The sequence below is a fragment of the Paenibacillus sp. J22FR83 genome, from assembly GCF_059691955.1.
This window is the reverse complement of record NZ_JCAUAM010000021.1, coordinates 110450-125094: the sequence shown is the minus strand read 5'-3', so window position 1 is coordinate 125094 and position 14645 is coordinate 110450. Positions and strand designations below refer to the sequence as shown.

Genomic DNA, 14645 nt, shown 5'->3' with positions numbered 1-14645 from the left:
TAAGCAACACGCGAAAGCATCTTGTGTTAAAATGGAAAAATCGGCTTGAAATCAACAAGTATGAGGTGAACTATTTTTTGCTACAGTTATCAACCTATAGAAGGAAAAACTTTCTCTCTATGATCCAACATGCATTGGGACTCATTGTCCGTCCTGGAAAACTTTTGATTTATACGTTTTTTGCCATTCTGTTGAAGTCACAGCTCTTGTTGGCTGCGTTGCATGCGCCAGATAAGGCGGGGATTAATATTGGCAAAATGTATTTCACAGTGCCGCCAGTTCTTTCCCATTTGATGTTTGTTGTGTTTGTTGTGTCTATTGGTCTTTTCTTTAAAAAACGTGGCCGTCGCATGTATCTCGTAAGCGTTCAGGTACTGTTTAGTTTACTTTTGGTATGCGATTTAGTGTATTTCAGGGCCTATTCAGCGTTTCTATCCCTGCGTTTTATTGCGCATCCCACTGGATTTAATCCACTGGATTATAATCTATGGACATTTATTCGCCCTTTCGATCTGTGGCTGGTAATTGATCTTGTGGTACTCGCTGCGATTGCGCTATTCAGAATGAATAACAGCCCGATTCTCTCACGCCGAACCGAACGCAAAAGACAGCCCATAGCGGCTGTAGTATTGATGGTACTAGCTGTGGGGATTGTTTCCTATGACCATTATCGTATCGATGTTAAGAACTCGACCCAAGGCGAGATGATGTTCTTCAATCTCAGTTGGGCTCCTTTTCAATCTATGTCAGATATGTCACCGATTGGTTATCATTTGTATGATGGTTTACGGTTATTCGGAGCTGCCAAGTCCATTGAGCTCTCAGAGGGTGCGCGAAGTGAGGTTCAAAATTGGTTCGCTTCGAACGCGGAGAAGCTGCCGGATAATTCCTACAAAGGGATGTTTCAAGGTAAAAATCTGATTGTCATTCAAGTGGAATCCCTAGAAAATTTCGTCATTGGTCAGAAGGTGAATGGGCAAGAGATTACACCCAATATCAATCGTTTGCTAGGAAATAGTTTATATTTCCCGAATTTTTATGAGCAGGTGAACAATGGGACGAGCTCAGACAGTGATTTGCTGACGACAACATCGATGTTTCCAATTCGTTCAGGCGCGAATTTCTTCCGCTATCCGACGAATACGTACAATTCCTTGCCTAAGTTGATGGAAGGCATGGGCTATCAGACGATATCGACACATTCCGAACCCGCGGGGAGTTGGAACTGGGTAGAAGCCCATCATAATATCGGCTACCAAACGAGTTGGGATATTAGTAAATACCAAGTGGACGATCTCGTTGGACTTGGCTTGTCTGATGAGACATACCTCAAGCAGCTTGGCGAGAAAATGACAAGTGTGCAGTCGCCATTCATGCTGCATGTTATCACGTTATCCAGTCACGGTCCTTTCGATTTGCCGGATAAAACAAGGAAGCTTCAACTCGACCCGAGTTTGGATAAAACGATCATGGGCGCTTACTTCCAAGCGATCAACTATACCGACAAGCAGATTGGCGCATTCATCGACAAGCTGGATCAAACGGGTCTGTTGGACCAATCGGTCGTTGCCATTTATGGCGACCATACGGGTGTGCATAAGTATTATCAAGATCAAGTTGATGCGATACCGTCTTTGGAAAATGAAGCTTGGCGAACGCATTCGCTGCAACTGCCGTTCATCATTTACAGCAAGGGCATGACAGGGGAGCAGATTCCCACCATCGGCGGGCAGATCGATACCTTGCCGACGCTTGCATATCTTATGGGTGTTGAGCGCGCTAAGTTCGAATCTACAGCAATGGGTAAAATCCTGGTGAATACGAATCGAAATTACACGATTCTGAACAACGGTACGCTCGTTGGGGAGCCGCAGAATGCAGAGAAAGATCATATTCTGCGATCATTCCAGATTGCGGATTGGGTGCATGAGAGCAATTATTTTGCGAAGTGAGCTGAATGAGCAAAGGTAGCAGAAGGTGAATGAAGTTAGCCCAGCCCCCATATTTAGGGGCTGGGCTATTGTGATTTGAAAAGTATTATCTTACTTCGGAAAGTAGGAATTTATCGTTTACTTTTTTCGTTGTATATGTCACGCCGTCTTTCGTCGAGAACTTCACAAGCTCAGGTGTGTTGGCTTTATCAAACGTGATTTCTTCCTTTTTGGTCGTCAAAATATTGTCAGTGAAGTACGACTTCGTATTCGTAAGGAATGTCGTACCAACCTTCGTATCGGTTACATAATGATTTACAATGGCATCCAGCATCGCGGCATCGACGTAACTAGAAAGAAACTTCTTAGCTGTTTCTTTATCTGTTGCAGCAATCGGATTGAGAACGAAAGCGCCATCTGCTGATTTCGCTTCAGCGAACAAGTAATCCACTTTCTCGCGGGCGATTCTAGCAGCGATGTAGCCTTTCATGTTTGTTGCATCTTGTGTAACTGCAGCGGTTGCTTGTGGGGCTGCTGTCGCTGTTGCAGCAGGTGTTGAAGTTGTGGAATCTTTGGAACTGCATGCAGCGCTTGTAACTGCCATTGTTAGTATTAGAAGCCCTGCAGCTGCTTTTTTCAAAGTCATGGGGTACACCTCATCATTAGTTATGTACTGGCTTATATTGTTAAAAAAACCGAATTATATGCAAATAGGATAGCCAGCAAGATAAAAATATAAACGATAACAGTGGGAAATGCAACCCTGAGCGCGCGTGGTTGTGCAGGGAAATGCCGATTTTAGTTAATAAAAGTGAATAAAAGTGATGGAAACGCTTGTAATTGTGACGATTTGAAGGGAACTTAGATTTGATAATTTTAAATACTAGTTTTGTTGTGTCTAAAATGAATGCTTATTCCCTTAGTCGATAAAATCGACTACCGCGGGCGGAAAGTGGGCCCGCAGCCCGGAGATAGTCGATAAAATCGACTACCGCGGGAGAAAAGCGTGCCCACGACCGGGAGATAGTCGATAAAATCGACTACCGCGAGCGCAAAGCGGCCTGCAGCCCTGATAAATTTTCAACAGAAAAACTGGATGTTTCTACATACGTCTACATGTAGAAAATCCAGTTATATGTGAATGTGTGTCCCCTCATAAATAAGGCGTCTGAGATAAATCCATGATTTCTGCTTGTAAACCAGTTCGTAAATCCGTTTTGGGTTGATAGCCGAGCAACAATTGCGCTTTGCTGATATCAGCCCAAGTGTGGCGAGGCTCTCCGGAAGCCTTGCCAAGAAATTGCCTGTCTATTTTGCGATCGAATAGTTCCTCGAGAATAGCGATGCAATCAAGCACAGAAGCACGTTCTTTGCCTCCGATATTGATCGTCTCCCCAATGATATTCGCTGCATGCGCCGTTGCAGCGATCGCTTCCACACAATCACCCACAAACGTAAAGTCGCGTGTTTGGAGTCCATCGCCATTGATCGGAATGGGCTTATTGTGCCGTATATGCTGGATGAACCGATGAAAAGCCATATCAGGTCGCTGTCTAGGACCGTACACCGTGAAGAATCTTAATACAACGATGGGTAAGCCATCTTTTGTTGCATAAACCTTACAGAGCTGCTCTCCCGTCAGTTTGGTGATCCCATAAGGTGAGAGTGGCTCTGTCGTAGCTGACTCATTCACTTGATTTGTTTTTTCACCATACACGGAGGAAGTGGATGCGTACACAATCTTGCTGACAGGATACATCCGACAACCTTCTAGTAGTCGTTGTGTAGCTTCAATGTTATTCGTGACATAGGTTTTGAAATCTTCCCCCCAGCTTGAGCGCACCCCAGGCATGCCAGCCAAGTGGTAGACAATGTTGACACCAGGAAGAATCTCCGACCACTGAACATGCAATAAATCCTGGTTAATGAAAGTGAATCGTTCATGGGTTCGTAAATAACGCAGATTATATTCTCTTACTTGAATCGGAGTTGGAGATTGCTGAACTAACGCATCCAATCCAATGACTTCGTTCCGTGGGTCCTGAAGAAGCTTCTCACAAAGATGCGATCCGATAAAACCTGCCGCTCCTGTAACGAGGATTTTCATCGCATGTAACTTCCTTTCTTGCAGCAATTATCTATATCCAATACCGAAATAAGAGTAGCCTAGCTTGGTCATTTCTTTGCCATTCAACGTATTTCTTCCATCAAATATATAATAATTTCTCATATGTGCTTTTAATTGCTGCCAATCCGCTTCGCGATAATCTTGCCATTCCGAACAAAGGATGGCTGCGTCACAATGCTGTAATGTGGTCTCAATGGATTCGAATTGTTGAACCATTTCAGAGCGGAATGCTTGAGGTAACTTGGCAATGGGATCGTGTACTCGGAGGTGGACTCCTTTATGTTGTAATTGTTGAATGATGGAGAGGGCAGGTGCTTCTCTTAAATCGTCGGTATTCGGTTTAAAGGAAATGCCGAGAATCGCAACCGTTTTACCACTAAATCCATCTATCTGTTGCTCCCATATATTCAAAAAGTGGGTAGACTGCGAGTTGTTGACGGCAACAACGCGGTCAAGAATGCTCATTTCAACTTGCTGCTCTTTCGCCGTGAATAAGAGAGCCATGCTGTCTTTCGGGAAGCAAGAACCACCATACCCGATCCCAGCTCTCAGAAAATGCGGGCCAATTCGTTGGTCCATCCCCATCCCTTTGGTGACTTCAGTGACATTGACTTCCAAGGCTTCGCAAAGTCTTGCTAATTCATTCACATAAGAAATTTTCGTTGCCAAGTAGGCATTCGAAGCATATTTGATCAATTCTGCTGTTCGAGGGGTGGTCAACAAGATAGGGGCATTGATGCTGCTATATAGGGATTGAATAACTTGGGCTGCTCGCTCGCTATCGCTTCCTATAACAATGCGATCCGGATTCAGAGAATCAAACAAAGCGCTGCCTTCTCGAAGGAATTCGGGGTTAGAAACAACATCGAAAGGTTCAGGATGAATTTGCGATTCGCTGATCCATTCGACTAATTTGCGGTTAGTGTCTATAGGAACTGTGCTCTTCACAGTAATGATTTTATAGTCATTCATGTAAGTACCAATACTCTTAGCGGCTCCTTGCACAGCCTGGAGATCAGCGCTTCCATCTTTGTCGGAGGGGGTACCGACGCATATGAAAATAATGTCATTCGCACGAATACCTTTTTCGGGAGAGGTCGTGAAATCGATACTTCCGGATTCAAGGTGTTTCTTCAATAAGACGTCTAGCCCAGGTTCATAGAAAGATAACTTGCCCGCCGTTAATGCTTGTATTTTCAGCGTATCTGTATCGAGTCCAGTGACTTGCCATCCTAATTCAGCAAATAACAAGCCGGTTGTAATGCCTACATACCCCATGCCCATAATTAAAATTTTCATTTTCCAGGCCCTCCGTCTTCCTTCACAAACATCGACAATGGACTGATAATTGAGTTCGTCATAGGATAGTGGTTCGGATTAAGAATGGCATACTCTAACAAGATGCTATTGTCCAATGTACAGCTTTCCAGTTTAATATTAGGTCCGATCGTTACGTAGGGGCCAATTACACAATTCTTTAATTCAGCACTAGGGTCAATGCATACAGGTGGAATTAAAGTTGTTCCTGGATAATCGGTTCGGGTTGCTAGTAAGCCTTGATCAGCTAACTGTGTCAGCATCCACCGATTGGCCTCCAGCCAGCCTTCCATCGTCCCGACATCCGAGAAATTCTTTTCTGTCATTTGATAGGTAACTGAATAGCCCTGTTGGATCAGCCATTGTATGGCATCTGTTATTTCATATTCGCCTCTGGCGGAAGGACGAATGGCGTGGACAGCCTGGAAGATACTTGGTGTAAACGCATAACTCCCCAGAACCGCAAGATCTGACTTGGGCTCTAAAGGCTTTTCTTCTAGACCAATAATACGATCCTTATTTATCTCGGCAATCCCAAATGCTCTTGGATTCGCAACCTTTCTCAGAAGAATGGCTGCATCATGATTGTTGTGTGTAATTGCGTGACACAAGTCATGTAGATCTTCCGTAATTAAATTATCCCCAAGAAGGAGTACGAACGGTTCGTTATTCATGAAAGCCTCGGCGTGTTTCACTGCGTCTGAGATACCCAAAGGATTAATTTGAAAAATATATGTGATGTTGACGTTCCACCTCTCGCCAGCGCCTACATCTTCCATAAACATGGCATGAAGATTGGGCCGGATAACAATTCCGATTTCGTCGATGCCTAATTCCACTAGCTTTTCGATGCCGTAATGAATTAAGGGTTTATTCGCCACTGGAAGCAGACCTTTAGGTTTGATATTAGTAAAAGGTTGGAGTCTAGTACCAATGCCTGCACAGAGAATTAATCCTTTCATAAGCTTTACCTCCTTGTCTATATGAAGACATTATTAATTTATGATGAAAATTGTGAAATGTAAGGGCTATTCACAGGGAGAATAAGCTGATATGTATGCGTTTTAGGAGTAATCTTCCCTCGGGACAAACATAATCCGCCAATCTACTCTATCAAGAGCCTAAGCAGGAAGAATGAAATATCATAGTATACATGGAGACATTAAGTTTCAAATTTGTGGTGAGGGGAATGATTGTTGTTGGAAAATTTAGAACAATTACTCAGTTATTTAAAAGCGCATCCTGAAGTGGAAGAACTCTCAGTAGAGTATGAGAACGGTGACAAAAACAAAATTGAATTAGCAGAGATCAAAGATCTAAGAAATGACATCGCTTGGGCCGAAGTTGACGAAGTCGAAGTGGAATTAACTGACGGAAGTAAAATCGCTTTTGGTTCAGAAGATGATGAGGATGATGAGGAAGAAGAATCAGACGACGAAGATGAAGACGAAGACGAAGATGAAGATGAAGACGAGGACGACGAAGATGAAGAAGTAACGGTGTCATCTGTAAATAATGACGACGAAGATGAAGACGACGATGATGATGACGATGATGATGACGAAGATGAAGATGAAGACGAAGACGAAGATGAAGACGACGAAGCATAAGTAAAGGAATTATAGGTTTATCTGATAGATGTTCGGTGAAATAAAGCAGCGGCGGACCAAGACTTTTTTAGTAAAAGTTTTAGACCGCCGTTGTTGTCTTACATCCAAGCACCATTTCTTTTATGTTTCGCTATGTCAGCTAGCTACATAACGGTTTCTAGCTGCTCCTATACCAACTATAAAGAGCAAGAACGCAGCGCCAAGCAGAATGAAAAGCGGCAGGTTCCAACTATTTGTCGCATCATGCAGATATCCGATAAGAGCAGGACCGACTGCGGCAAAAAGATAGCCGATCGATTGTGCCATGCCAGACAGTTCCGCTGCCTGATGCGCATTTTGGGTACGTAACCCAAAAAACATCATGGACAAACTAAAGGCGAAGCCTCCACCAATTCCGAGCATGATGATCCACAACAGAATCATATTGGAGCTTCCGAAAAGAAGTCCAAGCGTTCCCGTCATAAGCAAAAGGGTTGTAATGACCACTAACAACCGTTGGTTAGACATGCGCCCAGCAATAACGGGGACAATGAAGGCAAATGGAAGCATAGCTAACTGCATGATCGAGAGGTACCATCCTGATTGGTTTGGATCAATGCCTTGCTCCTTTAAAATTTCAGGCAACCATGCGATCAACACATAGAAAACCATGGACTGTATCCCCATAAACAAGGTTACTTGCCAGGCAATGGGGGATCGCCAAACATTCGCATCGTTGCTGGCGATTTGCCGACTCGTCTTGGTAGTTCGCTTCGTTGGTTTTCTTAATTGGGGTAACCAACAGAGGATTGACACAAAGCTTAGAATCCCCCATATTCCCAATGCCCCTTGCCATTTAAGACCTGCGTTCAAGGCTAGAGGCACACTGATCCCCGATGCGATTGCTCCACATAAATTCATTGAAATGGAGTAAATACCTGTCATGGAGCCAATTTTATGTGGGAAATCCCTTTTGATAATACTTGGCAATAATACATTACATACGGCAATGGCGAATCCAAGAATTGCGGTCCCAATAAACAGAGCAGCTGCGCCAGATAAAGAGCGTATTACAATACCTGCAGTTAGAAAGAGTAAGGCGATCATAATAATACGTTCAACCCCATACCTTTGTCCTAATTTTGGTACGAGAGGCGATAATAAAGCAAAGGCAAGCAAGGGTACCGTTGTGATCAAGCCTGCTAATGTATTTGAAATATGAACGTCATCCCTGATTAGACTCACTAAAGGACCGACTGATGTTAGGGGAGTACGTAAATTAGCTGCAATAACAATAATGCCGAGAATGATCAGCCCTATTGAGGATGGTACAGTTTGATTAGTTTGTTTGTTGGGCATTCTTAATCTCTCCTTTCTTGAAAAAAGATGCATCCGCGCGAATAAATGAAGTATATTATACTATATTATTTTTATCAATAAGTATTTTATGATATACTTCAATTCACTTGCAAACAAAAATACAACGCTGAAATTCCCGTCTTGGAATTCAGAGTTGTATGTAAGGAGTGGATTTTTCGAATTTAGAAATCGTATTTTAAAGCTATATGGAGCACGGTTTCGCTATCCGTATGATTGGTATATGAATGAGGACAATCTGCACGAAAGCTAATCGTATCGTATTGATGCAAAGTGTACATCTCATCATTGACTTGAAGTTCAATGGAACCCGTCATGACTGTCGCTATTTCAGTTGTATTGACGTGATGACCTTCAGGCTGATAGGAGCTATTTGGCTGTAGGTAAGCCCGACACATCTCAATATCGTTACTTTTAAAGACGGGTTCAATGGTCCAATTTTTTTGATCATTAGAAAACCGCAATCCTTCACCTGCTCGATACAAACTAGCTGAGTCTTCTGATTTGAATAAAGCCAGTAGCGGTAAAGAGATACCTTTTGAAATTTTCCATATAATTGCCAAAGTTGGATTTGTCTCGCCACGTTCGATATTACCTAGAGTAAGTTTGCTTACGCCAGTTAGTTCCGCTAAGTCGTCTAAGCTCATGTTTTTTTCTTTTCTGTACTTTTTCAAGATAACACCAATTTGTAATACAAATTCTTTAGATTCATTGATTTCATCCATTCGATTCACCTCAACAAAAACAGTTATAGCTAGTATAGTATTTATTTAAATTCTTTTCCATACGCGTAGTATGCTCGATTAGCGCACGGGCCAAATAAAAATGGACCGTCCCTAAGTAGAAGTGTCTACTTTTGGGACAGCCAATGAAGTTAACAAGAATCGTCATATTTATGCTTATCTTTGTTCCCAGACGGCAAGAATCTCTTGTGCAACACGTTCCCAAGGGAAATATTGTTCTGCCAATCTTCGTCCGTTAAGTCCCATATGGCGTGCATGGTTCATATCCGATAACAATGAATTGAGTGTCTGTGCATATTCATTTGGATCTTCAGGGTTATTAATGAGTATCCCATTGTTATTTTTTACAATCTCTGGGTTGCCGCCTCGAGCAGTCGTAAGGAATGGCAATCCAGCTGCCATAGCTTCATAATGAACGCGAGCAAGGGGTTCCTGCCAAATCGACGTACATACAAAGACATCTCCCGCACAGAACCAGCGGTGAATATCTTGTGCTTGCACATACCCGGTTGTGATGACGGGAAGAGGTGAGCGTAAGGCAAGAGCTCTGACATAAGCGATATAATCACTTACGGAGTTGTCACTAAACCAAGCGCCTCCTACTACAACGAGAACAGCATCCGGATGATGAATTTGAGACATTGCGCGGACTAAGACATGGGGTCCTTTATTACGTGTAAGCCTTCCGACGAAAAGAATAACTTTCTTGTTGGATAAATTGTGTTCAGCTCTAAGACTCTCACGAGCGATTCTTGCCTGTTCCGACTCCATCCATGGGGCAAATCGATGCAAGTCAACGCCGGAATATATCGGTTTTATTTTACCAGCTGCTTGGGGGTAGTAATCACAGATGGCCGTGCCAATATAATTGCTAATCGTAATAATACGCTCGGTTTGTTCAATGACTTGATTTCCTTCGTTAGCCTCGATCTTAAAGGGATTGAACATATCGTTATGCATACTTAGAATAATCCGTGAGGAAGGGGCAACTGCTCTAACTGGAAGGACTAGCAAGGGGCGGTTGAAAATTTGAATAAGATCATAATGCTCTGGTGTATGCCGAATAAATTCGATAACCCCTGTCGCGTATGCCTCCAGTAGGCCGTGGGATTCCACACGAACATAGCGAATGCCATTTACATGTTCATCATTAGGTAAAGACGGGTCGCTTCTTCCTAAAATGGTAATTCTGTGATGTTTACTTAGTAGCGAGGCCACACCGTCAATATAGGTTTGAATAGCTCCCCCTCGAATGTTGGGGACAGGCAGCTTTTCTGTACAAATCATCAGAATGTTCAAGTTAACAGCTTCCTTTCTCAGGCGGTCCTTTTTCTAGGGGGAATCTGCCTTTTTTTCCATGGCGGCGGTGCTTTCTTATTGGTTAATGGGTGTTTTACTTTTCTCATCGTTGGCTTTATGGCGCGTTTCACTGGTTTTTTGAGGCCTAGTTTACGTTTTATTGGTTTTTTCCGAGAACGGAATACTGGTTTGATTTTTTTCTTGAGCGATTTTTTGTAACCCGTAATGATTTTAACACCTGTGAGACGTTTCCATTTTGCAAGTCTTTTTAGTTTTCTGCGTCTCAGATAACGGCTTTTCTTAATAATTCGAGTTCTTTTCATAGCGCGACGCTTCCGTGGAACGCGAAGTTTAAAGCGTTTTTGTCTGCGAGTAGGGAACGGAATAAGTGCAGGAACTGTAGGTGCGATAGTAGTAGAGTCTCCAGCATGAACGGGTTCTGGCATGGTCTCTCCAACAGCAGGCGTAGTAGGTGCAATGGGCATTTCGGAGTAAACAGGCGTTAATAGATCTCCAGGAAGAACAATAGAAGGACGTTGGAGAACAGGTTTGACGTAATCTGCCGAGTAGTCTCCAGCAGGGTAGTTTGCCTTATCTTTTTCAAGCTCAGTTAATGCCTGCCATTTGCTTGCTTCTGTTGTCATGACTCTTTGGAGAATTGGGGCAAGCTCAGTATCAAGAAAAACTTGGGGATTGAACACAATTTCTTTGACATGCTTATAAAATTCATTTGGGAAAGCCATATCGATCCACAATATTTCGAAGGTTTCTTGGTCAATGGGGTTGCCCTTATTGTAGGCTTCAATCATGCCGCGAATCCAAGTTATATCCCACACACCCATGTCATCCATGGTGCTAGTAATTAATTTGCGCAAGTCCCGAATAGGCAGATCGTAAGAAACGCCGTCTAAGTCAATGACCCAGATGCCGCCTGGTCCCATCTGGCCGTTGGACCATCCGAAATCTTGATGGGCAAGTCCCCAATGGGGTTCACCTTTGGCAATCATCTTGTGGTAAGGGGAATTTTGGAAACGTTGATACATGTCGTTCGCTTGTCTCTTGAATTCATCGATAACGGCAAGTAAGTTCGCGCTTGCTGCAGTATCAGAATAGGCGAGAGCGATATCCTGAAACCAGCCGATTTTGGCAATAATTTTTTCGTAATATTTGCCCCATCCAAAGATGCGCGAGGATTTCTCCGAACCAGAAGGTGGAACATAACCCCGTGAGTTATTATGGAATTCTCCTAAGCCAAAGCATAGCTGAGAAGCGCCTTCCAAATCGACTTTGGATACGGGCACTAAGGGTTCAATCCAGTCTGTAACGATCCAGAGTTTACCGCCCGCTTCTACGAACGTACTCCCGTCCTTGGTAGGAATGAAAGAAGGGACACGGTAGCCTAAACCGGACATATAGGACTGAGCACCTACACTGAAAAGACTTCTTCGGGGGCGTCTGTGCAAACATTTGATACTGAGGTTGCCTTTGCTTGTGCTGATTTTCCAAATAGCGCCGCCTTTGTCGGGCTTAGAGGTAATCAAGAGCATATCATGGACCTGCAAGTCATAATGTCCCAGGACCTCTCTTGCCAGCATCTCTAGCCCAGGAGGAACATACATGTTAGCTACGATTCCTGGTTCCAAGACGTCATCGATCCAGGGAACGATTTGATAATTTTCCACCACCATCACTCCATCACGTATTTTAAAGTGAATTGTACGTTCTAAGCACTTACCTAATCTACGAAATTACGTTAGTTTTACTTCTGTGCCGTTGCATACTGCTGGGAAAACGATTGATCACCTCACATAAACCGAATTAGGTTTATCTAATTCTATGCATATGTCATTAGGTGAATCGTTGATATGTACAAGAGTGGAACTTCACGAAAAACGATTAGACTTCCGCATACTTTTAAATGGGATTACAGCATTGACATGAAACCAAATGGTTGTATATAATGAAAAACGAAACCAAAAGGTTTCCTAAAATGACTTAAAATTGAAGAGGAGATTGGCTATGTTATTCCAAACAATTAATTATTGGGCTGTGTTTGTTACGGGGATATTATCACTAGTATTAGGCTTTCTCTGGATGGCTGTGATTTGGGCCAAGCCTTATCAAAAGCTTATGTACGGCAAGTCAGACCAGGCTAATCTTAACGTTAGTAAAGCGGATAAGATACAGTCTTTTGTCATCTATATTCTTGTATCCTTCGTTACTTCCATTGCTTTCGCCGTATGTTTAGAACTATGGAAAGCTGGTGGGCAAGCATTTGAATATGATGGAGAGAGTCTATCGAATGCTTTTTGGTTTACTATGCTGTTAGCAGCGGGCTACACGCTTCCGTTTACCGTTGGAAAAAAGGTGTGGCAGTTCAAAAGTTGGCTTGTCGTGGCAGTAGACACATCCTATGAGATTGTTCGTTTTACAATGCTGTTGCTTATTTTCTGGTTCTGGGTGTAATAATCTGAAGATACGCTAACTTCTTCTAAGTTTATGATAAGCCTTAGAATCCTTCTCCGAGGTATAGTAAGTGTGTAGCTAAGAACACACTTTCAGGAGGGGTCAAGATGAGTAAATTGACGCAAGAAGAAGTAGCCTTTTATAAGGAAAATGGGTATTTCCTGTATGATAAACAGTTATTCTCCGAGGATAAATTAGCCGAATTAACGGAAATCTTTGAGGATCAGTTGAAGCAAAAAGGCAGCAAACTATCGGATGAGTTAGACACGCCGCATTTCCGCGAGGAACGCTTGCTGAACTTCCTGTTATCGGATGAAGTGTTGGATCTAGTTGAGCCTATTATCGGTCCTAACATCGGTCTTTGGTCCTCTCATTTTATTTGCAAGGATCCGATTGTTGGCCGAGCAACACCTTGGCATGAGGATTCTGCCTATTGGAAAGGCCGCGTCTCCAACTTCGATAACATCATTACCGTCTGGTTGGCTATTGACAACAGCACGAAGGAAAATGGTTGTATGCAAGTCATTCCAGGCACACACGCTAATGGATTTTCAGAGTATGAGAATGTAGACGGCGAGACGAATCTCTTTAGTACGCAAATTAAAAATGTAGACACATCCACAGCCGTACATTTTGAGTTGCAAAGGGGTCAATGTTCGCTGCATGATTCACGCATTATGCACGGTGCGGATCCCAATAAGAGTGACTTCCGTCGTTGTGGCTATACCATGCGTTATTTCTCAACGGACACTAAGGTCTATGAAGAGAAAAACGCGAATCACAAAGTATGGTTAGCTCGCGGTAAAGATCTAGCTGGAAATAAATATGCGAACGTAGAGTAGAAGGAAATTTAATACGATAAGCGAAATCTTATAATAAACGAATTAACCACGAGGAGGAAGCAGATGAAGAAACAACCAGTGCGATTGACGAATGAACAGTTTATTCATCCAGCATCCTCCTTTCAAATTTACTTTCAATATATTAATGAGATGCATGCCCTGCATTGGCATGAATTCTATGAGCTTTGTTTTGTGCTTCGTGGTAGAGGGATGAATACAGTTAATGGAACTGCACATGAATTGCGCAAAGGAAGCTTGTTCCTGTTGACTCCTGCCGACTTTCACGAAATCTATTCCTATCCGGATGAACCGATGGAGCTGTATAATCTAGTCTTTGATGAGGAACTGCTAGATCAGGAGATACGTGAGTTCATGTTTGGGCAAGTTGCGGAGTATATGGTGGACTTGAACGAAGCGCATCATGATGTAATAGAGTCAGAGTTTCGCATGATTCGCGATGAGGTTCAGATGATGAGGCCCGGACATTCTATTCTGATTAAAGGAGCCTTTGAGCGAATTCTGCTGTATTTATTTCGTACCTACCATGATCGCAAAGGTCATCCAGCGCTGCCGGTCACGCCGTCGCAGTCCTCAACGCTTCAGCGAGCGCTTGTGTATATGCATCATCATTTTCGCGAAGAACTTCGGTTGGAAGATGCGGCTAAGCAAGCGGGGTTGGCGCCGAATTATTTTAGTCTCGTTTTTCATAAAATGACAGGTATTTCATTCCAAATCTACTTGCAAGGGTTACGATTACAATTTGCCAAGTCCCTTCTGCAAGCCTCGGATATTCCCATTACGGAAATCTGTTTTGCCTCAGGATTCAATACCTTAACGCATTTCGAAAGAGCGTTCAAGCAGAAATATGGGAGTTCCCCGCGAACGTTCCGTTCGAACTAAAGGTGTGTGTTGATCTCTAGATGTGTATAATAGATATATCTAATCTACACAAA

Annotated in this window: 13 protein-coding genes; 5 read left to right on the top strand and 8 right to left on the bottom strand. The window is 43.1% G+C overall.

Features of this window, described 5'->3' with window-relative positions:
* Nucleotides 1–119: 119 nt before the first annotated feature.
* On the top strand, nt 120–1952 hold the full coding sequence (locus AC58PV_RS29700) for an LTA synthase family protein (RefSeq protein WP_497436431.1): 1833 nt from the start codon (nt 120–122) through the stop codon (nt 1950–1952).
* Nucleotides 1953–2037: 85 nt separating this feature from the next.
* On the opposite strand, the gene AC58PV_RS29695 is transcribed toward AC58PV_RS29700, so the two are convergent.
* From AC58PV_RS29695 to AC58PV_RS29680, 4 genes are all read right to left on the bottom strand, one after another.
* On the bottom strand, nt 2038–2577 hold the full coding sequence (locus AC58PV_RS29695; RefSeq protein ID WP_497436429.1) for a hypothetical protein: 540 nt from the start codon (nt 2575–2577) through the stop codon (nt 2038–2040).
* Nucleotides 2578–3084: 507 nt separating this feature from the next.
* Nucleotides 3085–4038: an NAD-dependent epimerase/dehydratase family protein gene (locus AC58PV_RS29690; RefSeq protein WP_497436428.1), complete on the bottom strand. Its 954-nt coding sequence runs from the start codon at nt 4036–4038 to the stop codon at nt 3085–3087.
* 27 nt (nt 4039–4065) lie between these two features.
* The gene (locus tag AC58PV_RS29685; protein WP_497436427.1) at nt 4066–5358 is read right to left on the bottom strand and encodes a UDP-glucose dehydrogenase family protein; all 1293 of its coding nucleotides are present in this window, start codon (nt 5356–5358) and stop codon (nt 4066–4068) included.
* Nucleotides 5355–6338: a sugar phosphate nucleotidyltransferase gene (locus AC58PV_RS29680; protein ID WP_497436426.1), complete on the bottom strand. Its 984-nt coding sequence runs from the start codon at nt 6336–6338 to the stop codon at nt 5355–5357. The genes AC58PV_RS29685 and AC58PV_RS29680 overlap by 4 nt, the downstream gene beginning before the upstream one ends.
* A gap of 237 nt (nt 6339–6575) precedes the next feature.
* On the opposite strand from AC58PV_RS29680, the gene AC58PV_RS29675 reads away from it, so the two are divergent.
* On the top strand, nt 6576–6986 hold the full coding sequence (locus AC58PV_RS29675) for a hypothetical protein (protein WP_497436424.1): 411 nt from the start codon (nt 6576–6578) through the stop codon (nt 6984–6986).
* Nucleotides 6987–7121: 135 nt separating this feature from the next.
* On the opposite strand, the gene AC58PV_RS29670 is transcribed toward AC58PV_RS29675, so the two are convergent.
* The 4 genes from AC58PV_RS29670 to AC58PV_RS29655 all read right to left on the bottom strand — a co-directional run bounded on the left by AC58PV_RS29670 (nt 7122) and on the right by AC58PV_RS29655 (nt 12072).
* The gene (locus AC58PV_RS29670; RefSeq protein ID WP_497436423.1) at nt 7122–8324 is read right to left on the bottom strand and encodes a CynX/NimT family MFS transporter; all 1203 of its coding nucleotides are present in this window, start codon (nt 8322–8324) and stop codon (nt 7122–7124) included.
* A 182-nt stretch (nt 8325–8506) separates the two neighbouring features.
* Nucleotides 8507–9067, bottom strand: coding sequence for a helix-turn-helix domain-containing protein (locus AC58PV_RS29665; protein WP_497436422.1), 561 nt, complete (start codon nt 9065–9067; stop codon nt 8507–8509).
* A gap of 174 nt (nt 9068–9241) precedes the next feature.
* Nucleotides 9242–10384, bottom strand: a complete 1143-nt coding sequence (locus AC58PV_RS29660) for a glycosyltransferase family 4 protein (protein ID WP_497436420.1) — start codon at nt 10382–10384, stop codon at nt 9242–9244.
* A gap of 17 nt (nt 10385–10401) precedes the next feature.
* The gene (locus AC58PV_RS29655; protein ID WP_497436418.1) at nt 10402–12072 is read right to left on the bottom strand and encodes a CotS family spore coat protein; all 1671 of its coding nucleotides are present in this window, start codon (nt 12070–12072) and stop codon (nt 10402–10404) included.
* A gap of 331 nt (nt 12073–12403) precedes the next feature.
* Between AC58PV_RS29655 and AC58PV_RS29650 the strand changes: the two genes are divergently transcribed.
* From AC58PV_RS29650 to AC58PV_RS29640, 3 genes are all read left to right on the top strand, one after another.
* A complete protein-coding gene (locus AC58PV_RS29650) occupies nt 12404–12850 on the top strand; it encodes a DUF1761 domain-containing protein (protein ID WP_497436417.1) in 447 nt (148 codons plus the stop codon).
* Between the two features lie 107 nt (nt 12851–12957).
* Entirely contained in the window at nt 12958–13692 is a 735-nt protein-coding gene (locus tag AC58PV_RS29645; RefSeq protein WP_497436416.1) for a phytanoyl-CoA dioxygenase family protein, read from the top strand.
* Between the two features lie 63 nt (nt 13693–13755).
* Complete coding sequence (locus AC58PV_RS29640; protein ID WP_497436415.1) at nt 13756–14592, top strand: helix-turn-helix domain-containing protein; 837 nt, start codon at nt 13756–13758, stop codon at nt 14590–14592.
* Nucleotides 14593–14645: the final 53 nt, after the last annotated feature.

What these genes read in the sequence shown, in the direction of transcription:
- AC58PV_RS29700 (WP_497436431.1), top strand. Translation starts at nt 120, where the DNA reads ATGATCCAACATGCATTGGGACTCATTGTCCGTCCTGGAAAACTTTTG.
- AC58PV_RS29695 (WP_497436429.1), bottom strand. Translation starts at nt 2,577, where the DNA reads ATGACTTTGAAAAAAGCAGCTGCAGGGCTTCTAATACTAACAATGGCA.
- AC58PV_RS29690 (WP_497436428.1), bottom strand. Translation starts at nt 4,038, where the DNA reads ATGAAAATCCTCGTTACAGGAGCGGCAGGTTTTATCGGATCGCATCTT.
- AC58PV_RS29685 (WP_497436427.1), bottom strand. Translation starts at nt 5,358, where the DNA reads ATGAAAATTTTAATTATGGGCATGGGGTATGTAGGCATTACAACCGGC.
- AC58PV_RS29680 (WP_497436426.1), bottom strand. Translation starts at nt 6,338, where the DNA reads ATGAAAGGATTAATTCTCTGTGCAGGCATTGGTACTAGACTCCAACCT.
- AC58PV_RS29670 (WP_497436423.1), bottom strand. Translation starts at nt 8,324, where the DNA reads ATGCCCAACAAACAAACTAATCAAACTGTACCATCCTCAATAGGGCTG.
- AC58PV_RS29665 (WP_497436422.1), bottom strand. Translation starts at nt 9,067, where the DNA reads ATGGATGAAATCAATGAATCTAAAGAATTTGTATTACAAATTGGTGTT.
- AC58PV_RS29655 (WP_497436418.1), bottom strand. Translation starts at nt 12,072, where the DNA reads ATGGTGGTGGAAAATTATCAAATCGTTCCCTGGATCGATGACGTCTTG.
- AC58PV_RS29650 (WP_497436417.1), top strand. Translation starts at nt 12,404, where the DNA reads ATGTTATTCCAAACAATTAATTATTGGGCTGTGTTTGTTACGGGGATA.
- AC58PV_RS29645 (WP_497436416.1), top strand. Translation starts at nt 12,958, where the DNA reads ATGAGTAAATTGACGCAAGAAGAAGTAGCCTTTTATAAGGAAAATGGG.
- AC58PV_RS29640 (WP_497436415.1), top strand. Translation starts at nt 13,756, where the DNA reads ATGAAGAAACAACCAGTGCGATTGACGAATGAACAGTTTATTCATCCA.